Annotated in this window: 23 protein-coding genes and 2 pseudogenes; 6 read left to right on the forward strand and 19 right to left on the reverse strand. The window is 66.2% G+C overall.

Features of this window, described 5'->3' with window-relative positions; translation table 11 throughout:
• Positions 1-27: 27 nt before the first annotated feature.
• From CBP34_RS06175 to CBP34_RS06190, 4 genes and pseudogenes are all read right to left on the reverse strand, one after another.
• Positions 28-327: a 2Fe-2S iron-sulfur cluster-binding protein gene (locus CBP34_RS06175; protein WP_086911887.1), complete on the reverse strand. Its 300-nt coding sequence runs from the start codon at positions 325-327 to the stop codon at positions 28-30.
• A 13-nt stretch (positions 328-340) separates the two neighbouring features.
• Positions 341-975 (reverse strand): annotated as a pseudogene (locus CBP34_RS06180) (DUF938 domain-containing protein).
• A gap of 386 nt (positions 976-1,361) precedes the next feature.
• Positions 1,362-1,643 (reverse strand): DUF427 domain-containing protein, encoded by a 282-nt coding sequence (locus CBP34_RS06185; RefSeq protein ID WP_086911889.1) that lies wholly within the window; start codon positions 1,641-1,643, stop codon positions 1,362-1,364.
• A 144-nt stretch (positions 1,644-1,787) separates the two neighbouring features.
• Positions 1,788-2,672, reverse strand: coding sequence for an NUDIX hydrolase (locus CBP34_RS06190; protein ID WP_094097578.1), 885 nt, complete (start codon positions 2,670-2,672; stop codon positions 1,788-1,790).
• Positions 2,673-2,784: 112 nt separating this feature from the next.
• Between CBP34_RS06190 and CBP34_RS06195 the strand changes: the two genes are divergently transcribed.
• Both CBP34_RS06195 and gshA read left to right on the forward strand, forming a co-directional pair.
• The gene (locus tag CBP34_RS06195; protein WP_094097579.1) at positions 2,785-3,693 is read left to right on the forward strand and encodes an SDR family NAD(P)-dependent oxidoreductase; all 909 of its coding nucleotides are present in this window, start codon (positions 2,785-2,787) and stop codon (positions 3,691-3,693) included.
• Between the two features lie 69 nt (positions 3,694-3,762).
• A pseudogene (gene gshA, locus CBP34_RS06200) lies at positions 3,763-5,285 on the forward strand (glutamate--cysteine ligase).
• A 112-nt stretch (positions 5,286-5,397) separates the two neighbouring features.
• On the opposite strand, the gene modC reads toward gshA, so the two are convergent.
• The 3 genes from modC to modA are packed head-to-tail and all read right to left on the reverse strand — an operon-like array spanning position 5,398 to position 7,915.
• Complete coding sequence (modC, locus tag CBP34_RS06205) at positions 5,398-6,480, reverse strand: molybdenum ABC transporter ATP-binding protein (protein ID WP_094097580.1); 1,083 nt, start codon at positions 6,478-6,480, stop codon at positions 5,398-5,400.
• On the reverse strand, positions 6,480-7,160 hold the full coding sequence (gene modB, locus CBP34_RS06210) for a molybdate ABC transporter permease subunit (protein WP_086914002.1): 681 nt from the start codon (positions 7,158-7,160) through the stop codon (positions 6,480-6,482). Before modB ends, modC begins: the two co-directional genes overlap by 1 nt.
• Positions 7,161-7,168: 8 nt before the next feature.
• A complete protein-coding gene (gene modA / locus CBP34_RS06215) occupies positions 7,169-7,915 on the reverse strand; it encodes a molybdate ABC transporter substrate-binding protein (RefSeq protein ID WP_094097581.1) in 747 nt (248 codons plus the stop codon).
• A gap of 72 nt (positions 7,916-7,987) precedes the next feature.
• On the opposite strand from modA, the gene CBP34_RS06220 reads away from it, so the two are divergent.
• Positions 7,988-8,758, forward strand: coding sequence for a TOBE domain-containing protein (locus CBP34_RS06220; protein ID WP_094097582.1), 771 nt, complete (start codon positions 7,988-7,990; stop codon positions 8,756-8,758).
• 166 nt (positions 8,759-8,924) lie between these two features.
• On the opposite strand, the gene CBP34_RS06225 is transcribed toward CBP34_RS06220, so the two are convergent.
• The 3 genes from CBP34_RS06225 to CBP34_RS06235 form a co-directional block, all read right to left on the reverse strand.
• Positions 8,925-9,953, reverse strand: a complete 1,029-nt coding sequence (locus tag CBP34_RS06225; protein WP_094097583.1) for an IS30 family transposase — start codon at positions 9,951-9,953, stop codon at positions 8,925-8,927.
• 62 nt (positions 9,954-10,015) lie between these two features.
• Positions 10,016-10,198 carry an oxidoreductase-like domain-containing protein gene (locus CBP34_RS06230; protein WP_094099086.1) on the reverse strand — a complete coding sequence of 61 codons (183 nt, stop codon included), beginning with the start codon at positions 10,196-10,198 and terminating at the stop codon, positions 10,016-10,018.
• Between the two features lie 59 nt (positions 10,199-10,257).
• Complete coding sequence (locus CBP34_RS06235) at positions 10,258-10,521, reverse strand: hypothetical protein (protein ID WP_086911896.1); 264 nt, start codon at positions 10,519-10,521, stop codon at positions 10,258-10,260.
• 86 nt (positions 10,522-10,607) lie between these two features.
• Here CBP34_RS06235 and ylqF point away from each other — a divergent pair, with 86 nt between their 5' ends.
• A complete protein-coding gene (gene ylqF, locus CBP34_RS06240) occupies positions 10,608-11,558 on the forward strand; it encodes a ribosome biogenesis GTPase YlqF (RefSeq protein WP_094097584.1) in 951 nt (316 codons plus the stop codon).
• A 70-nt stretch (positions 11,559-11,628) separates the two neighbouring features.
• On the opposite strand, the gene CBP34_RS19625 is transcribed toward ylqF, so the two are convergent.
• The 3 genes from CBP34_RS19625 to CBP34_RS06250 form a co-directional block, all read right to left on the reverse strand.
• Positions 11,629-11,772: a hypothetical protein gene (locus CBP34_RS19625; RefSeq protein ID WP_167372725.1), complete on the reverse strand. Its 144-nt coding sequence runs from the start codon at positions 11,770-11,772 to the stop codon at positions 11,629-11,631.
• Positions 11,773-11,910: 138 nt separating this feature from the next.
• Positions 11,911-12,450: a DUF924 family protein gene (locus tag CBP34_RS06245; protein ID WP_094097585.1), complete on the reverse strand. Its 540-nt coding sequence runs from the start codon at positions 12,448-12,450 to the stop codon at positions 11,911-11,913.
• Positions 12,451-12,577: 127 nt separating this feature from the next.
• A complete protein-coding gene (locus CBP34_RS06250) occupies positions 12,578-13,381 on the reverse strand; it encodes a pseudouridine synthase (RefSeq protein ID WP_094097586.1) in 804 nt (267 codons plus the stop codon).
• A gap of 141 nt (positions 13,382-13,522) precedes the next feature.
• Here CBP34_RS06250 and CBP34_RS06255 point away from each other — a divergent pair, with 141 nt between their 5' ends.
• Positions 13,523-14,473, forward strand: coding sequence for a DHH family phosphoesterase (locus CBP34_RS06255; protein ID WP_094097587.1), 951 nt, complete (start codon positions 13,523-13,525; stop codon positions 14,471-14,473).
• A 121-nt stretch (positions 14,474-14,594) separates the two neighbouring features.
• On the opposite strand, the gene CBP34_RS06260 is transcribed toward CBP34_RS06255, so the two are convergent.
• From CBP34_RS06260 to CBP34_RS06270, 3 genes are all read right to left on the reverse strand, one after another.
• A complete protein-coding gene (locus CBP34_RS06260) occupies positions 14,595-15,029 on the reverse strand; it encodes a thermonuclease family protein (protein WP_086926974.1) in 435 nt (144 codons plus the stop codon).
• A 221-nt stretch (positions 15,030-15,250) separates the two neighbouring features.
• Positions 15,251-15,658 (reverse strand): VanZ family protein, encoded by a 408-nt coding sequence (locus tag CBP34_RS06265; RefSeq protein ID WP_204246704.1) that lies wholly within the window; start codon positions 15,656-15,658, stop codon positions 15,251-15,253.
• Positions 15,655-16,575, reverse strand: a complete 921-nt coding sequence (locus tag CBP34_RS06270) for a ketopantoate reductase family protein (protein ID WP_086914004.1) — start codon at positions 16,573-16,575, stop codon at positions 15,655-15,657. The genes CBP34_RS06265 and CBP34_RS06270 overlap by 4 nt, the downstream gene beginning before the upstream one ends.
• A 257-nt stretch (positions 16,576-16,832) precedes the next feature.
• Here CBP34_RS06270 and CBP34_RS06275 point away from each other — a divergent pair, with 257 nt between their 5' ends.
• Entirely contained in the window at positions 16,833-17,345 is a 513-nt protein-coding gene (locus tag CBP34_RS06275) for a DUF2242 domain-containing protein (RefSeq protein WP_418134719.1), read from the forward strand.
• A gap of 63 nt (positions 17,346-17,408) precedes the next feature.
• Here CBP34_RS06275 and CBP34_RS06280 read toward each other — a convergent pair whose 3' ends face one another.
• The 3 genes from CBP34_RS06280 to CBP34_RS06290 all read right to left on the reverse strand — a co-directional run bounded on the left by CBP34_RS06280 (position 17,409) and on the right by CBP34_RS06290 (position 19,274).
• A complete protein-coding gene (locus CBP34_RS06280; protein ID WP_157896520.1) occupies positions 17,409-17,939 on the reverse strand; it encodes a pseudouridine synthase in 531 nt (176 codons plus the stop codon).
• A gap of 139 nt (positions 17,940-18,078) precedes the next feature.
• On the reverse strand, positions 18,079-18,303 hold the full coding sequence (locus tag CBP34_RS06285) for a hypothetical protein (protein ID WP_094099088.1): 225 nt from the start codon (positions 18,301-18,303) through the stop codon (positions 18,079-18,081).
• Positions 18,304-18,344: 41 nt separating this feature from the next.
• Positions 18,345-19,274, reverse strand: coding sequence for a M23 family metallopeptidase (locus CBP34_RS06290; RefSeq protein ID WP_094097588.1), 930 nt, complete (start codon positions 19,272-19,274; stop codon positions 18,345-18,347).
• Between the last annotated feature and the right edge of the window lie 94 nt (positions 19,275-19,368).

The following is a 19,368-nucleotide window of genomic DNA, read 5'->3' on the forward strand; positions in this document are numbered from 1 at the left end:
GGCCGGCCTGCCGTCGGCCAGGCAAGTTCAGGGCTGCAGCTCGACATCGCTCACGGGATAGGCCACGCAGGGCAGCACGCAGCCCTCGGCCATTTCTTCGGACGACAGCCCGGGCCACTCGATCTCGTAGCGCACGCTGCCCTGGCGCAGCTGCCCCAGGCAGGTGCGGCAGGTGCCGTTGCGGCATGAGCTGGGCCAGTCGATGCCGCCTTGTTCCAGCGAGACCAGCAGCGGCTGGTCGGGCCAGGCATCGCATTGCGCGCCGTCGGGTGCAACGCGGGCGATGAAAAAAGGCGCTGTCATGGGGGAAAGGGACGAATCGCTCATGGTTCCAAGGGGGTCAGTGGCTGGGCGCGGTGCGTTGCCACACCAGCAGCAAGTTATTGGCGGGCAGCGCGTGGCGTGCGGCCAGGCGCAGGCCGGCGCGCTGCGCTTCGCGTGCGACGTCACTGAGCGCACGAATGCCCCAGGCCGGGTTTTGGGCGCGCAGGCTGGCATCGAACGCCAGGTTGCCGGGGCCGTGGGTACATCGTCTTCGAGGTAGGGCCCGTAGGTGACCAGGTGCCCCGTGGGCGCGAGGTGCCTTGCGGCGCCCTGCATCAGGCCTGCGCAGCACGCCCAGGGCGCGATGTGCAGCATGTTGGCGCAGTAGATGAGGTCAAACGGAGCGGTAAAGGTGGGGCCTGTGCTCGGCCAGCGGTCTGAAAGCACGTCCAGCAGCAGCGGCGCCCGCACGTTGCTGGCGCCCGCGTTGGCGCTCCAGGCGGCAATCGAGGCGAAACCGTGGGGCGCTGCATCGGTAGGCTGCCAAGTCCAGCCGGGCAAGGCCGCGCCAAAGCAGGCTGCATGCTGGCCCGTGCCGCTGGCAATTTCCAGCGCGGCGCCGCGCTCGGGCAGTAAGGCCTGCAGCACCGCCAGGATGGGGCCGCTGTTGCGCGCGGCGGCAGGGCTGTGTTCACGGGCATCGAAAGGCATGATTTGGATAAAAAAACGGTTCTAGCGCTTACCGGTAAAGCGGTTAAAGCTATTGAAAAAGGAGTGCTGTCTGCCGCCGTGTCTGCGCCTCGATAGTGCTTAAAAAATGGGCGATGCGATGGATTTCTTTACAAATCAAGGGCTTGGCGCCGCCATACAGGACTTGTCAAAAGTTATCCACACCATTGTCCAGTGTGGACTGGGATAAGCTGGTGTCGATGTGGACTGCACTGCTTAAAAAACAGGCGGTGCAGGGGATTTCTTTATGAATCAATCACTTGGCGCTGCCATACAAGGCTTGTCAAAACTTATCCACATGATTGTCCAGCGCTGGCAGGGATAACCGGTCTGACTTTGGCCCAGCTTTCGTTCGCCGCCGGTGTGGCTCAGGCGGCTACCTTGACGCCTTTCCAGAAGGCAACGCGGCCGCGGATTTCTTCGGCCTCGGGCTTGGGGTCGGCATAGAACCAGGCCGCGTCGGTATTCATCTCGCCATCGACCAGCAGCGACAGGTAACTTGCCTGCCCTTTCCATGCGCAGGTGGTCTTGTGGTTGCTGAAGGTGAAGTACTCGCGCTTGAGAGCGCTTTCGGGGAAGTAATGGTTGCCTTCGACCACCACGGTGTCGTCGCTCTCGGCAACCACCACGCCGTTCCAGCTGGCTTTCATGGGAATCCTTTATCGCATTAAAATGGGTTGCAACGCTTATGGGATAAGCGCTGCATGCTATCAATTCAATAGTTTGGCTCGCATGGCCGCAATGCACAGGTGATGCGGCTGCGCAACCCTGCGCCGGCGCCGCATTTTCGTGCGTCAGTCAAACAGCGCGTCAAAGCCTTCCTCCGGGGTGAAGCGGCGATCGCGGTAATGCAGCCGCGTGGGGCCGGGCAGGGCGCGCTCGCGCACGGGGTGCATGGCATCGCCGGGGTAGCAGATCACGCGCACGCCCTCGTGGTCGAACGGCTCGGGCAGGATGAGGGGCGGGCGCTGGCTGCGTGCGGCGGCCAGCACGCTGGCCACGCTGGCATGGCGCGCCAGATGGGCCAGGCTCATGATTTGCGGCGGCGCCAGGTCGATGCGGCCATCGCGGTATTGCTCCAGCGCCGTGCGCGGCGCCAGCCACAGGCTGTCGGTGGTTTCCTCGTCGTCGTGTCTCGCGGTCTGGTCGGCAGGCGCCTGGGCGACAAAAAAGCGCGTGTCAAAGCGGCGCGTGCCCATGGTGGGCGCCAGCGGCGTGATCCAGCGCGACCAGGGCGCGAGCTGGCGGGTTTGCAGGCGCAGCTGCAGTGCGGCCAGCACCTGCGCAAACGGCTGGCCTTCGCGCAGCATGGCGCGGGCGCGCAGGGCATCCACCGGGGCGTCGCCCCCCAGGGGCTCGGCCAGCAGCAGGCCGCATTCCTCCAGCGCTTCGCGCAACGCGGCTACATACAGGCCGGCGGCGGTGGGGTGGTCGGTGTCGGGCTCGTTCAGTCGCTCGTGCAGCGCGGCGTGGGGCTGGTCGAGGTGGGCGGCGGGGTTCAACGTGGCGTCGTCGGCATCGAGCTTGCCGCCGGGAAACACATACACCCCCGCCATGTTCGATGCCTTGGCGTGGCGGCGCAGCAGCAGCACCTCGGGGCCGGCAGCGGCGTCGCGCAGCAGCACCACGGTGGCGGCTGCGCGGGGCGTTTCGGAATCAACGGGGGTTGCAGGCTGCATGGGAGCTTTCGTGGGGCGGGCAGTCACGGGCCGGACTGGTGGGGCGCTTTTTGTGGCGTAGAGTGCTGCTCTATTTTCCACATTCATCACAACACAGGGGAGTGATTGCAGCATGGCGATTGATTTCAAAGGCCGCGTGGCCATCGTGACGGGCGCCGGTGGTGGCCTGGGCCGCCAGCATGCATTGGCACTGGCCGCGCGCGGCGCCAAGGTGCTGGTCAATGACCTGGGCAGCGGCGTGCATGGCGAGGGCGGCTCGGTCAGCCCGGCGCAGGCGGTGGTCGATGAAATCCGTGCTGCCGGTGGCGAGGCGCTGGCCAACGGCGCATCGGTCACCGACTTTGCTGCGGTCGAAGCCATGGTGCAGCAGGCCATCGACGCCTGGGGCCGGGTGGATATTCTGGTGAACAACGCTGGCATCCTGCGCGACAAGAGCTTTGCCAAGATGGACATGGCGGACTTCCGCCTGGTGGTCGAGGTGCACCTGATGGGCGCTGCCAATTGCTGCAAGGCCGTGTGGCCGCACATGGTGGCGCAGGAATATGGCCGCATCGTCATGACCACCTCGTCCACGGGTCTGTATGGCAACTTTGGCCAGGCCAACTATGGCGCGGCCAAGCTGGCCCAGGTGGGCCTGATGCAGACGCTGGCCATTGAAGGCGCCAAGCACCACATCCATGTGAACGCCCTGGCACCCACGGCCGCCACGCGCATGACCGAAGGCCTGATGCCCGAGGAGGTGCTGGCCGCCCTGAAACCCGAGGCCGTGGTGCCGGCCATGCTGGTGCTGGCGCACGAGAGCGCGCCCACGCGCACCATCTTGTGCGCGGGCGCCGGCACCTTCGAGGCGGCGCACATCACGCTCACGCAGGGCATCCACCTGGGCCTGGGCGCCGATGTGCCCGAGCAGCTGGCCGCGCGCCTGGCCGAGGCGTGCGACCGCGCCGGCGAGCAGATACCACAAAGCGGTGCAGCCCAGGGCACCAACGAAGTGGGCAAGGCGCTGGCGGCAAGGGTTTGACCGGCAGGCAGGCGGATGTGGCTGCGCCGTGCTAAGTTCCGGGCCGACCCGAAGATCGGTAACAAAGATATGAGCACCTTGCAGCAAAAAATCACCGCCTGCCCCCCCGATGCCCTGGCTGGCATCCGCCGTGGCATCGAAAAAGAAGGCCTGCGCGTGCTGCCCACGGGCGATCTGGCCCTCACGCCGCACCCGGCGGCGCTGGGCTCGGCACTCACCCATCCGCACATCACCACCGACTACAGCGAGTCGCAGATCGAGCTGGTGACCGGTGCGCACCGGGGCGTGCAGCAGTGCCTCAATGAGCTCACCGAAATCCATCAGTTTGCGCTGCGCACGCTGCACGAGCATGGCGACGAGATGCTGTGGGTGTCGAGCATGCCGTGCCGCCTGCCCACCGACGAAACCATTCCGCTGGCCCGCTACGGCAGCTCCAACGTCGGGCGCGCCAAAAGCGTGTACCGCATGGGCCTGGGCCACCGCTATGGCCGGCGCATGCAGACCATTTGCGGCATCCACTACAACTGGTCGATGCCGGGGGTGACGAGCGAGCAGTATTTCGCGCTGATCCGCAACTTTCGCCGCAACGCCTTTGTGCTGCTGTACCTGTTTGGCGCCTCGCCCGCGCTGTGCCCGTGCTTTGCCCAGGGGCGACCGCATGCCCTGCAGCGCCTGAGTGACCAGGCGCTTTATCTGCCGCACGCCACCTCGCTGCGCATGGGCCGCCTGGGCTACCAGAGCGACGCGCAGGCCACGCTGGCCGTCAGCTACAACGGTCTCGATGGCTATGCCGATTCGCTGCACGAGGCGCTTACGCAGCCCTATCCCGCCTACGAGGCCGTGGGCATCCGCAACCCGGGTGGCGACTACAACCAGCTGGGCACCAGCCTGCTGCAGATCGAAAACGAGTTCTACGGCACCATCCGCCCCAAGCGCGTGATCCAGCCCGGCGAGCGCCCGCTGCATGCGCTGCGCGAGCGCGGGTCGAGTATGTCGAGGTTCGCCTGATGGACCTGGACCCGTTTGTGCCCGTGGGCATCACGGCCGAGACCATGCGGCTGCTCGATGTGTTCCTGCTGCACTGCCTGCTGACCGACAGCCCGCCCGACACGCCGAAAGAAATCACCGAACTCAAGCACAACCAGCATCTCACGGCTGCGCGTGGCCGCGAACCCGGCCTGTGCCTGGTGCGCAATGGCCACAACGTGCCGCTGGTGGACTGGGCCGCGCAGGTGCTGCAGGAATGCGCACCGCTGGCCGCCGCGCTGGACGCCACGCACCACAGCACCGACTACAGCGCCGCGCTGGCCAGCGCCCGCGCCACGCTGGCCCACCCGGGGCAGACGCCCTCGGCCCGCGTGCTGGCGCAGATGGCGCACGAGCACGGCAACAGCTTCACCGGCTTCAGCACCCACCAGTCGGCCCTGGCGCGCGATGCGCTGCTGGCCCTGCCCTGGAGCGACACCCAGCAGGCGCGGTTTGCCGCACTGGCCGATGAATCGGTGGCCGCGCAAAAGGCCATCGAGGCGGCCGACACGCTGCCCTTTGAGGAATGGCGCCAGCACTACATGGCGGCGCAGGGGCTGGGCTGAGCCCTTTTACGAAGTCAGGGCACGCCAGGCGCGCTGCGAAGGGCCTCTGACAAAGCCGCAGAATCCTTGGTCAGGAACCCTGCGCCCGCTTCCGGCGATCCACTGGCCACGCTCAGGCAATGACGGCAACGGACTTCACCTGGACCCAGACTGGCAAGTTCGGTTCGATGTGCAGTTCCTCCACGGACTTGCGTGTCACGCGCGAAATCAAGGACTGTCCGTCGCAGCGAATGCGCACCAACGCTTGCGCAGGGTGGCTGTCTGCCATGACGGCCTCGACCACGCCGGGGAGATGGTTCTGGATGCTGCTGCGCATCGGCTCATCGAGCGTCAGGCTGACATCCCGCGCCTGCACACGCAGCCGAACGCGGCTGCCGGGGGGCAGTCCGCTGTCACGCACCAGAATGTATCGGTCCTTGAGCTGAACGCGGGCGAGATGCCAGCGCGTATCCCGGTCGACGAGCGTCCCCTCAATCACGGTAGCGGCCTCTTCGCCCGCCAGTGCGGGCAAGTCGCCCCGCGCCAGAACCTCGCCCACGGGGCCGACGGCGACTGCCTTTCCGTTTTCGAGTACCACCACTTCGTCTGCCAGCCGGCTCAGCTCGTCCATCGAATGCGTGACGTAGAGCATGGGTACCGCCAGTTGGTCACGCAAGCGCTCAAGCCACGGCATGATTTCGTGCCGGCGGGGAAGATCGAGGGAAGCGAGTGGTTCATCCAGCAGCAGCAGTCTGGGTCGGGTGGCCAGGGCGCGGGCAATGGCCACACGTTGCCGCTCACCGCCGGAAAGATCGTGGGGGCGGCGTTGGAGCAGGGCGCGAATTCCCAGCAGATCGATGGCCTCGTCCAGGGTCTTGCGATCTGCCGATTTCTCGGTGCGACGCAGCCCGTATTCGAGGTTACGCTGCACATCCAGATGCCCGAACAGGCTGGCTTCCTGGAAGACGTAGCCCAGCGGACGACGCCAGGTCGGCACGAAAATGCCCCGTGCATCGTCCTGCCAAACCGAATCCCCGATGCGAACGCAGCCGCAAGCGCCACGTTCGAGTCCCGCCACACCGCGAAGGATGGTTGTTTTGCCCGACCCCGAAGTACCGAAAAGCACCGTGATGCCTCTTGCGCGGAGCTGAAGATCAACATCGACGTCGAACTGCGCGCGCGGCAGCCTCAACTGGATTTGGTTGGTGTCGGTCATCAGCGCATCACGCTCGCGCCATTGCGCTTGAGCAGCGACAGGCACAGAAGGACCACGAAGGAAAAGGCCAGCATGCCGCCCGCCAGCCAGTGCGCCTGAACATACTCCATCGCTTCGACGTGGCCGTAGATCTGGGTGGAAACGACCCGCGTCTTGCCCGGGATGTTGCCGCCGATCATCAGCACCACGCCGAACTCACCCACCGTGTGGGCAAAGCTGAGGATGGCGGCGGTGAGCAGACCGGGGCGTGCCAGCGGCAGCGCGATGCTGAAGAAGGCGTCAAGCGGACTCGCGCGCAGCGTTGCGGCAGCTTCAAGGGGGCGCTCCCCGATGGACTCGAAGGCGTGCTGGATCGGCTGCACGGCGAAAGGCAGCGAGAACGCGATCGAACCGATCAACAGGCCGGTGAAGGTGAAGGACAGCGTGCCCCAGCCCAAGGCCAGGGTCAGCTGCCCCAGTGGCCCCTGTGGCCCCATCAGTACCAGCAGGTAAAAGCCCAGCACCGACGGCGGCAATACCAGGGGCAAGGTCACGATGGCGCTGATTGGCGCCCGCCAGCGCGAGCGCGTCTGTGAAAGCCACCAGGCCAGGGGCGTCGCCAAGAGCAACAGCAGCAGTGTCGTCAGCGTCGCCAGCTCCAGTGTGAGCCAGATGGCCTGCCAGGCGTGGTGGTCCAGCATGGCCAACCTTAAAGCCCGTAACCGTAAGCGCGGATGATGTTCTTCGCCGATTCGCCCTTCAGGTAGCGCATCAGTTCAGGGGCGGCAGGGTTGTCTTTCCCCTTGGCGAGGATGAGCGCGTCCTGGCGGATCGGGTCATGGAGCGTTTCCGGCACCATCCAGGCGGAGCCCTCGGTTACGCGCCCATCGGCGAACACCTGAGACAGCGCGACGAAGCCCAGCGGGGCGTTCTGTGTGGCAACGAACTGGTAGGTCTGACCGATGTTCTCACCCTGAACAAACTTGCTGCGCAGCGTTTCGGTGAGGCCGAGTTTGTTCAAGGTGTCCATTGCCGCCGCACCATAGGGTGCGAGCTTGGGATCGGCCAGCGCGATGCGCTCGAACGATCCTCTACGCAGCACATCGCCCTTGTCGTCGACCAGCCCCGGCTGCTTGCTCCACAGGACCAGCTTGCCGACGGCGTAGGTAAAGCGCGTGCCCCCCACGCCATGACCTTCCCGTTCCAGACGCGCGGGAGTCTCATCATCGGCGGCGAACAAGACCTCGAACGGGGCCCCGTTCTTGATCTGCGCATAGAACTTGCCCGTCGAGCCGAAGGACAGCGCCAGCGTGTGCCCCGTCTCCTTTTCGAAGGCCTTGGCAATCTTTTGCATCGGTGCCGTGAAGTTTGCGGCGACGGCGACACTGAGCTCGGCCGCCTGCAGCGAGCCGCTCAGAAACAGGCCAGCACACATGAGCAAAGCAACGGGTTTCATGAGGAAAGCTCGCTATTCAAAAATGGAATAGCGAGTATAGCCACGCTGTGGCCGCGAGGGGACAATCCGAGCATGAACGAATCACACCCCCTGCAGCTCGATGCCGCGCTCGGGCACGACGCAACAGACAAGCGCATCGACGTGCTGCGTCGCATCGGGGCGGCTGGCTCCATCTCGGAAGCGGCGCGTGGTGCTGGCATCAGCTACAAGGCCGCCTGGCAGGCCATTGAAACCCTTGGCAACCTTACCGGCACGCCGCTGGTGGAAAAGGCCGTCGGAGGCAGCGGCGGTGGTGGTGCGCAACTGACACCGGCCGGGCACCGGGTGCTGCGGGCCTTCGATCTGTTCGTGGCGGCCCGCCAGGCCGTCATGGCCCAGCTGGATGATGAGGATGGTGTGAGCGTGCCGTCACTCGGCCTGGCCGCGCTCGGGCTGCGAACCAGCATGCGCAACCAGCTTCCTTGTGTCGTTGCGGACATGCGCACATCGGGCGCTGCGGTCCGGGTGGAACTCGCGTTGTCGGATGGAACCCGCCTTTCGTCGCGAATCACTCTGGAGAGCGCACAGCTACTCGACCTCACCAAGGGCAGGGACGTCCTTGCGTTGTGCAAGGCGACCGCAGTCAGTGTCTCCTGTGGGGATTCCGGGCCTGTCTCGACCAATACGCTGGGTGGGCGCGTGGTTCGGGTTTCGGGAGACACGGGAGCCGCCGAGGTGAACTTGAAGCTTGACTGCGGCTTGTCGATGGTTGGATTCGCATCAGGCGCCGGCAATCTGAACGTGGGTGATGCCTGTGTGGCCCACATTGACGATTCGTCTGTCGTGATCGCGCTTGCAGGCTGATCCGCGACTGTGGGAGGGGCAGGGGAAACAGCGGCCTGTCTACCAACCATCCAGCCAGCGGGTTATTTCCATCGGCACCCGCAGTTTGTCGTCTTTAATCAAAAATGATAGCTTCTTGCGCTTATGCAGCAAGGGCGGATTCAAGTCCAAGTGCAACAAATATTCATTAATGCACTGAATCGGGCTGTAGGGTCAGCCGGGCCAAATGTTCGGCATAAACCTCAATGGGCTTGCTCCACCCCAGAGTCATCCTGGGGCGCCCATTGAGCTCATCGGCTACGGCATCCAGATACTCCTGGCTATAGCCGCTCAGATCAGTCCCCTTGGGGAAGTACTGCCGCAGCAATCCATTGGTGTTTTCGTTGGAGCCCCGCTGCCAGGGGCTGTAGGGGTCACAGAAGTACACCTTCATGCCCGTGTTCTCGGTGAGCTTGGCATGCTCTGCCATCTCACTGCCACGGTCATAGGTCAGGCTCTGGCGCATCGGGCTGGCAATGCCATTGAGCTTGTCGCTGAAGGCCTGCAGTACATGTGCCGCTGTCGCCGGGTTGGGGTGCGGCAGCTTGACCAGCACCACCAGGCGGGTCGTGCGCTCGAGCAGCGTGCCAATGGCACTGGCATTGCCTTTGCCTTTGATGAGGTCGCCCTCCCAGTGCCCGGGCAACTGACGATCCTCAATCTCGGGTGGGCGCACATGGATGCTCAGCAGATCGGTGATCTGTCCACGCCGATCCTCGCCTTTGGAGCGCGGCCAGCGCTTGGCGCGGGCCATGCGCAAGCAGGCCACCAGCTCCTTCTTGAGCTCTCCGCGGGGCTGGGCGTAGATGCAGGTGTAGATGCTCTCGTGGGACACTTGTTTGCGCTTGTTGTCAGGGTGCAGTTTCTTCAACTGCCCAGCGATTTGCTGGGGAGACCAGTGCCGGAGCAGATAGTCGCGAACGATCTTGAACAAAGGTCCATCGCGGTGCAGTTTGGGCTGGGGACGGGCAAAGCATCTGCGCCTGTCGCTGCGTTGCTGGGCGAACTTGGAGGTGTAGGCCTTGGCGCCCGCATTGCGTTGGCATTCCCGGCTGATGGTGCTCTTGCAGCGCCCCAAGGCCCGCGCTATGGCGCTGAGGCTTTGCTTTTGCTGAAGCCCCAAGGCGATCGCATGGCGTTCGCTCTCGCTCAAATGCTGGTAGTTCTTCTTTGTCATCTTGACCTCAATTCTCGGTGTTGCACTTCGGAACTGAGGCCGCCAAGCGCTGTGGGCCTTTTTTATTCGAAGTTGACAGGATCGATCTGTAGCAGCGCTTCCTGTCGCCAGTATTCGGCCGCATCCAGATAGCCCTCCCACACGCAGCCATTGCAGCCCCGCCCGCAGCAGGTGGTGGGCTCGGGCGGGGGCGCTCGTAGCGCCAGGCCCTGGGCCCGGGCCTGCTGCTGCAGCACTTCGAACATGGCGCGGGCCGAGGGGCCATCGGTGGCGCGGGCGGGCCACGGCGCCCGCAGGTTGGCCGTCACGACCGGTCGCGGGCCTTGGTGGCCGCCGCCCGGCGCATGGCGTAACGCACCAGAAACCCGCCCCCCAGCACCAGCGCGAACCAGCCCGCCAGGGCCGACTGGGCCATGATGTCCTGCACGCTGGGCGAACGCGCCACATAGGGGCCAATCAGCACCACCAGCCCAATCAGGGCGCAGGTGACGCCCTTGAACAATAGCTCTTTGTCGGCCTTTTCGGCAGGACTGGCGGGGCTGCTGGGGCGGTTGGCGGGTGAGGGCATGGCAGGGGTGGAACGGATGGGGGCGGGACACGATTATCCTTGCCACCCTCAGCCCGCACCGAATCAACAAGAAAGTACCCCCTCGCATGGCCATCCAGTGGTTCCCCGGTCACATGCACCTGACCAAGAAAGCCATCACCGAACGCATCAAGGACATTGACGTGGTGATCGAGGTGCTGGACGCGCGCCTGCCGGGCTCCAGCGCCAATCCGCTGCTGGCCGAACTCACGGGCCACAAGCCCACGCTCAAGGTGCTCAACAAGCAGGACGTGGCCGACCCCGATCGCACCGCGCTGTGGCTGGACTGGTACAACGCCCAGAGTGCCACGCGCGCCGTGGCGCTGGATGCGTCAGACCCTGCTCCCGCCCGCAAGCTGATCGACGCCTGCCACCTGCTGGCGCCAAACCGCGGCGGCATGGCCAAGCCCATGCGCGTGCTGATCTGCGGCGTGCCCAACGTGGGCAAGTCCACGCTCATCAATACGCTCACCAACAAGCGCCAGGCCAAGACGGGCGACGAGGCCGGCATCACCAAGCTGGAGCAGCGCATCACGCTGGCCGACGACTTTTACCTGTGGGACACGCCCGGCATGCTGTGGCCGCGCATTGTCGTAGTGGAAAGCGGCTACAACCTGGCCGCCAGCGGCGCCATTGGCCGCAATGCGTATGACGAGGAATTGGTGGCGCTGGAGCTGCTGCGCCGCCTGCAAACGCACTATGCGCCCCTGCTGGAGGCGCGCTACAAGCTGGGCCTGCCCGGCGGCACTGTGGCCAGCATGCACGACGAGGAACTGCTCGAAGCCATTGGGCGAAAGCGCGGCGCCATGCTGGGCGGAGGGCGCGTGAACCTGCAAAAAACCGCCGAGATCGTGATGACCGATTTCCGTACTGCCATTTTGGGGCGCATCACGCTGGAAACGCCCACCGAGTTCGAGGCCTGGCGGGCCGCCGGTGCGCTGGCGGACGCCGAGCGCGAAGCCAAGAAGCAGGCCCGCGAAAACCGCAAGAAGAAGGGCAGCGGCACCCGCGAGCCTTGAGCCTTGCGGAAGGGCCCGGTCCTTTGGAGTCGCGACCTTCCTTGCCCCATCGCAAAAAAACCGCTGCCGTTTATTTGTTCTTGTCCTTGCCGCGCGGGATCACCGTGGTCATGGGCGGCATGGGGCGGTCAGAGCCGTGGCCTTCCTTGGGCGGTGAGGTGTCTTTCTTCGGCTTTTTTGCCATCTTGTTGTTGTGCATCTGTCCTTTGGCCATAGATCCTCCTGGGCGGGTCTCGGAATGGGACCACTCGGGGGATGGTACGTCACAAACCGGGCGGGCTCGCCCATCGTGGGTTGCAAGTTGGTCTGCCTTGCGTGGCCTTTTCCAATGGGATAGCGCGCGGACCGGGCTTCAGAAAGCCGAACCCGGCTGGGCCAGAAACGCCAGCTCGCCGGGCGTGGACATGCGCCCCAGTGCGGCATTGCGGTGCGGATAGCGGCCGAACCGCGCAATGATGTCGCGGTGCGCAACTTCGAAGCGCAGGTTGTTCTCCAGCCCCGGCTGGTCAAACAGCACCATGGCCTTGGCGTGGATGGCGCTGGATTCGCTGTGCATGTAGGGCAGGTAGGCAAAGGCCCGCTGCGCCGGTGGCAGGGCCGCATCGTGGCCGCCGGCCACCAGTTCCTGGGCCAGCACCAGCGCCTGGGCATCCTGTGCAAATGCCAGCGGCGTGCCGCGATGGATGTTGCGAGAGAACTGGTCGAGCACCACGATCTCGGCCAGGCGGCCCTGCGGCGTCGCACGCCATCCCCACAGTTCGCAGCGCTGCGCCGCCTGCCAGACGGAGCCAAAGCGCACACGGATCATGGCGTCGATCGCGTCTTCCTGGGCAAAGTGCTGCGCGGGTGAGAGTTCTTCGAACCAGAAATGAACGATGTCTTCGGCTTGCATGAATAGTGGTTTGTATCAAAAAGGCTGCTGGCGCTTGATGATAAAGCGCGACGTGCTATTAAAAACATAGTGAATGCTCGTCGCCCCGGGCAGGCGCCCGCCAAACCGGGCGAGGCGGGTGAACCGGCTACCGTGCGCCGGGCGCGGTTTGCCAGGGCAGCCCTGCCAGCAGCCGTTGCCAGTCTGCTGCAGGGGCCGCCGCGCCGTGGTCCACTGGCGCGGCATTTGCGGCAGGGTCGATGGGGGCGATGGCGGTGGTCCATGCGGGCCACTGCAGGCCGCTGTCCAGCTGCAGGGTAATGCCCGTTACCGGGTGCGGCACGGTCAGATGCCACGCGTGTAGCCACAGCCTTTGATGGCCCAGCCGCTCGGCCCACCAGCGGTTCAGCGGCCCTTTGCCGTGCGTGGCGTCGCCAATGATGGGGTGCGCCAGGTGCTTGAGGTGGCGCCGGATCTGGTGGCGCCGCCCGGTGGTGGGCACGGCCTCCACCAGCGATACGCGCGTGGTGGCAAAGCGGGCGTCACTGGCCTCGGGCAGTGTGAGCTGTGCCAGGCGGCGAAAGCGCGTGTGGGCATCCTGCACGGCGGCATCGGCAGGGGCGTCATCGGGCTTGAGGGCGTGGTCCACTTCGATGGCTTCAGGCGCCCAGCCGCGCACCATGGCCAGATAGCGTTTGTGCGTCGCCCCATGCTCGAAGGCCTGCGACAGTGCGCGCGCCGCGGCGCTGTGCAGCGCCATCACCAGCACGCCGCAGGTGCCCTTGTCGAGCCGGTGCACGGGGTACACATGCTGGCCGAGCTGGTCGCGCAGGGTTTGCATCACAAAGCGTGTCTCGCCCGCATCCAGGCCCGTGCGGTGCACCAGCCAGCCAGCGGGCTTGTAAACGGCCACGATGTGCTCGTCGCGCCAGAGGATGTGCAAGGGGGGCATGGGTGGGGGCGCGGGAGCGAAGATGCAGTAAAACACCGAAGGCGCGCATTGTGCAGGAAGTAAGCGATGGCTCGCACACTGGCTACGATGGGTTACCACCCGTGCCTGCACCAAGGGGCTGTGCGCGCGACAATCGGGGCCATGACGAAGAAAACCATCCTCCCGCTGCAACTGCTGATTGCGCCCGACAAGAACGACCCGGCCCCGCTCATCCTCTACCACGGGCGCAATTGCCCCGACGGCTTCGGTGCCGCGCTGGCCGCGTGGCTCTATTACGGCGACAGCGCGCAATACCTGGGGCTGGATCACGGCGATGTGAAGACGGTGGACGATCTGCCCCCCGTGGCGGGCCGCACGGTCTATGTGCTCGATTTTTCGTTCTCTGCCGAGATCCTGCAGGCCATCGACCAGAGTGCAGCCAAGCTGGTGATGCTGGACCACCACAAAAGCGCCGCCGAAAAGCTCACCGGCTTTGCCTGCCGCTGCGGCGTGGTGCACTTTGACATGAGCAAATCGGGCTCTCGGCTGGCATGGGAGTTCTTCCATCCCGAGCAGCCCGTGCCGGCCCTGCTCCAATACATCGAGGACCGCGACATCTGGAAATGGGAGTTCCCCGAAAGCGCGGGCTTTTTGTCGGCCCTCGACATGGAACCCCAGGAATTTGCGCGCTGGCAGGAGATCGCGGCCTTCACGCCCGGGCAGCTCACCGCTTTCATGGCGCGCGGCGCGGCGATGGACGAAAAATACCGCAAGCTCGCCGGCGATATTGCCGAGGGCGCACAGCCCCTGGTGTTCAACGGCATCGAGGGCCTGATGGTGAACGCGCCCGGCATGTTCCACAGTCTGGTGGGCGACCTGCTCTCGGCCAAGACCGGCACCTTTGCCCTGATGTGGAGCGCAGGCGCCCAGGGCGTCAAAGTGGGCCTGCGGGCGCAGCGCAATTTCGACTGCATTGCGCTGGCCGAAAGCATGGGCGGCGGCGGCCACGCGCAGGCCTGCGGCTTCAAGATGGGGACCGAGCGGCTCGCGGAACTGCTCAGCGGTGTTTTCAACGCCCAGCCTGCAGCAGCCGACCAAGAATGCGCGCCATAGTCCGAGTTGGAGCTGTGCTTTGCACCGAGATCGGGCGCGTTCTGGCACGTTGCTCGGACACCGACAAAAAATTCTCAGTCTCTGAATGGCGCCGGCGCGCGAGCCGGCCGCAAGCCATGGGTCATCGTTGGTGCCGATGCCGATAGCTCCACGGTGCCAGCGGGCGGGGCTGTGCCCATAGCCCCCTGCCGCTGGCACGGGCCTGCTGTTGCAACCGCACCAGGGTCGGATGCTCGCTGGCATAGGGCGTGTACACCCAGGCCAGGCCTGCGCGCACCTGGGCGGTGGCCACATCGGTGCCTCCGCAGCGCACATGGGCCACGGTGCGGCCGTAGTGGTCTTCGTCCACCGGGTGCAGCGTGGCGCGCTGCCTGAAACACAGTTGCGCCAGATGCTGCCGCGCCCGCTGGCCAAACGCCTGCTTGCGCTCGGGGGCGTCGATGGCCGCGATGCGTACTTTCACCTGCTGGTAGGCGCCGGGTGCGCCGCAACGGGCGGTCAGGGTATCGCCGTCGCTGATGGCGACGACCAGGCAGAACAGGGCAGAGACAGGCACGGGTGCGGTAGATACAAGAAAGAAATCAGGCCCATGGCCAGGGGCATATGGCCAGTGGCGTGCGACACGGCTCGCGGGAGCGGGCGGCGCGGGCGGGCGGCGCAGCGAAGGGGGCGACTATAAGCCCCGCGCTGGCGTCGGCGCCGGTGGGCTTGGCGGCCGCGCTGGAGGCTTGGGCCCCACCGCGAATCCCGGTGCGTCTGCGCTGGCTCCCACGGGCGCTAACGTGGTGGCGATGCCTGCTCCGCCGGCTGGATTGGCACGGCGATCAGGCGCCGTGGATGCGCTGCCAGGGCGCTTCCCGCCGCCAGGCCCACCGCATCGGCCAGCCAGTCGCTCCATTCGCCATAGCGCCAGCCGGTGGCGGCCTGCGCCAGTTCAATGGCACCACCAAAAGCCAGCAGCCCGATGGCCACGCGCCACGGCTCGCGCGGATAGGCCAGCAGGCCCACGGTGGCCAGCGCGGTAAAGGCCAGGGCGTGCTGGGCCTTGTCCCACAGGTTGAAGACCTGCGGCGGCAGATAGGCGACGGGCATCAGCGACAGCACTGCAACGCCCAGCGACAAGGCCCAGAACCCCCACACCAGCCCAGGGTGCGACCACCGCAACATGCGCACGGCGGTCGTCATGCGGCACCGCCTTGCTGTGCAGGCAGGCTTTTTTCCAGCAGCCGCACCAGCGTGTGCAGCAGCCGGTTGACGGGTGTGGCAATGCCCTGCGCCTCGCCGCGGCGCACGATGAAGCCGTTGAGATGGTCGATCTCGCTGCGCTTGCCGCGCGCCAGGTCCTGCGCGGTAGAGGACATTTGCGCGGGCATGGTGGCCGCCAGGCGCAGCACCGCATCCAGGGTGTCTGCGGGCAGTGTGATGCCGCTGGCCTGCGCCACCTGCCGGCATTCGTGCACGATGTCCTGCATCACCTGGGGCACGGCCAGGCCCGGGCTGTTCATGATCTCGCCATAGGGCAGCCGGGTGATGGCCGACAGGGCGTTGTAGGCGCAGTTGAGCACCAGCTTGGCCCACAGCGCGCCCGCCACGTCGTCGGACACCTGCACCGGCACGCCCGCTGCACCCAGGGTGGCGGCGATGTCCGCGCTGGCGGGCGCGGGTGCAATCACCAGCTCGCCGCGCCCGTGGTGCCGCACATGGCCCGGCCCCGCCATTTCGGTGGCCACGTACACCACGGCAGGGATCACGGGGCGGCCAATGACCGCCTGCAGCCGCTCGGCGTTGTCCACGCCGTTTTGCAGGCTGAGCACCACCGCGCCCTCGGCCAGGTGCTGGGCCAGCGCGCGGCCCGCGCTTTCGGTGTCGGTGGATTTCACGCAGAACAGCACCCAATGCGCACCGCGCACGGCGCTGGCATCGGTGCTGGCCGCCACGCGCACCCGCTGCGCAAATGCCTGCGTTTCAAGCAGCAGGCCGTTGGCGTTGATGGCCTGGGCATGGTGCGCGCGGGCAATCAATGTGACCCCATGGCCGGCGCGCGCCAGCATGCCGCCGTAGTAGCAGCCCACGGCGCCCGCGCCCATCACGGCAATCTTCATGAAAAAAACCTTTGTCTCAAGCCCGCCTTCGGGCGAAGGCGCCATTGTGCGATGCCCGTGGCCAGCGCGGAAATTTACGGGGAACCGGCCGCCCGCTTTGCGGTCTGAGGCGGGGTGGCATGATCATGCAATGCCCGCGAAAATTGCCACCCCAAGGAGTACCCGGTTTTGAGTTTGTCCTGGATGCCCCAGCGCACCCCTTTTCACGCCGCCGCCACAGCGCCCGCCGGGCGGGGGCTTTGCGGTGGGTTTTTTGCCTGTTGGCTGTTGCGGCCCTGCTGGCCGGGTGTGCTGCGCCGACCAAGGTGTATTCGCCGCAGGAAGATTTCGGCTCGGTGGCCACCTATTCGCGCCTGTTCGATGCCGCGCCGGCGCAAACCTGTGAGGCTGCCCGGCGTGCGCTGCTGAGCCAGGGTTACATCATCAACACCCATCTGGCCGAGATGGTGGAGGGCCGCAAGAGCTTTCAGCCCGAGGCCGACGCGCACCTGCAGATGATGATCCGCGTGGTGTGCGTGCCCGAAAGCGCCAATGGCAAGGTCAGCCTGGGCTTTGTGACTGCTCTGCAAGACCGCTACACGCTCAAGAAGACCAACAACTCCGCCAGCGTGGGCGTGGGCGGCGTGGGCTCGTTGTCGCTGCCCTTTCTGGCCACCGACGAAGCCCTGATCAAGGTGGGCAGCGAGACCATTGCCTCGGATGGTTTCTACGACAGTTTTTTTGAGCTCGTCAACCGGTACCTGGCCATGGGTGACGGGTCGGTGGAGTAGTGCGTGCGGGGCGAGATTCGCCCAGCCAGCGCCCCAGCCCCTGTCAGGCCATTTCAGGCCCTTTCAGTCGGCCCAGGCCCCCGGTGCCAATCCTTCGAGCGTGTACGGCCCGATGGCTGCGCGAATGAGCCGCAGCGTGGGGTGGCCCACGGCGGCTGTCATGCGGCGCACCTGGCGGTTGCGGCCCTCGCGAATGATCAGCTCGATCCATGCCGTGGGAATGGCCTTGCGCTCGCGGATGGGCGGGTTGCGCTGCCACACCGCAGGCGCGGGCTCCAGCAGGCGCGCACTGGCGGGCAGCGTTGGGCCGTCGTTGAGCTGCACGCCGCGGCGCAGCGCGGCCAGCGCGGCTTCATCGGGCAAGCCCTCCACTTGCACCCAATAGGTTTTCTCCATCTTGAAGCGCGGGTCGGCAATGCGGGCCTGTAGCTGGCCGTCGTTGGTGAGCAGCAGCAGCCCTTCGCTGTCGGCATCCAGCCGCCCGGCCACATACACGCCGGGCAGGTCGATGTAGTCCTTCAGACCTTGCCATCTGCCTTCGGCCGTAAACTGGCTCAGCACGCCATAGGGCTTGTTGAAGCGGAGCAGGCGCATCAGGTGCGACGAGGTGGAAGACGGCGAGGTGGGCGGCGCCACCGGGCTGCGGGATGACGGGCCTGCCAGGGTGGTGCGGCGGGGGGCAAGGTTCATGGCACGGCAAGCGTAGGGGGCGGCGGGGTTGCCGCACCGGCGCTCATTTGTCGTCGTCGCTGCCCGCCACGGCGCGCACGCCTGCGGCGCCCACATCCACCGCCGCGCCCACCACGGTGGCGCCGACCTTCACGGTGGTGGCTGCCACCGTGATGGCTGCATCGGCCACGGCCACCACGGCGCAGCCTGTGCATGCCAGCGATATGCACAACAGTGCCAGGCGCCACGCTGTGCGGCTGCGTGGGTCGGAAGGGGTTGCTACAGACATGGTCGAATCCTCGGTTGCGGGCGCGCGGCCCCGGTGCGCTTTCATGCGGGTACAAACAGCGCCGGGTCCACCATGGCGCGGTTGAGCATCACGCCCCAGTGCAGGTGGGGGCCTGTCACGCGGCCCGTGGCGCCCACCTTGCAGAATGCCTCGCCGGCCTTCAGCACATCGCCTACGCGCACGTCCATGCTGCTCAGGTGGCAATACATGGTGAGCAGGCCTTGGCCGTGGTCCAGCCACACGGTGCCGCCATTGAAGAAGTAGTCGCCCACATCGATCACCTTGCCCGGCAGCGGCGCCACAATGGGCGTGCCCGTGGCGGCGGCAATGTCCATGCCGCTGTGCGGATTGCGCGGCTGGCCGTTGAAAACGCGCCGCAGCCCGAATGAGCTGGAGCGCCGCCCCGGCACCGGCACCTGCATGCGCAGTGACTGCAGCGCGCCGCCTGCGGGCTGCTCGCTGAACGTGGCCATCACCTGCGCCTGGTGGTCGCGCTCGCGCTCATAGCGGGCCTGGTCTTCGGGCGACAGGTCCACCGTGCGCGGCGACACCTTCAGGTGCTGTTCCTTGTACTGCTTGGGTGTCACGGTGTAGGGCACCTGCCGCGCGCCGCTGCCATCGGCCTGCACAACGCTGATGGTCGCATCGCCCAGCGCCGCCGCCAGCGGTATGCCCACCACGGCCGTCCACTCGATGGCATCGCCCACCACCAGCACCGGCACATCGGCATCGCCTTGGCGCACATGCGCCTGCGGGCGCGTGGCCGCCGGGCCCAGCGACAGGCGCGCCACGCCACCCGGCACCGCCAGTGCATGGGGCCACACCGTGGGCGGTGCGGGCTGCGGCTTTGCATTGCTGCCCAGGGCCGGAAGCGCCAGCAGGCTGCCCGCGCCCAGCAATGCAGCGCGGCGGGTGAAAAGGGGCAGGGCGGTGTGGTGAGGGGCAGTGGCGGACACGGCGTGGGCAGACATCGGTGAAGCGAACAACAAGAAGCAGGCAGAACCAGGGGCGGGCGCAAGGCGGCTGCGCACTGCAGTGGCAGCCCGCCATTGTGCCGCTGCTGTG

This window comes from Acidovorax carolinensis (assembly GCF_002157145.1).
GTDB lineage: Bacteria > Pseudomonadota > Gammaproteobacteria > Burkholderiales > Burkholderiaceae_C > Acidovorax > Acidovorax carolinensis.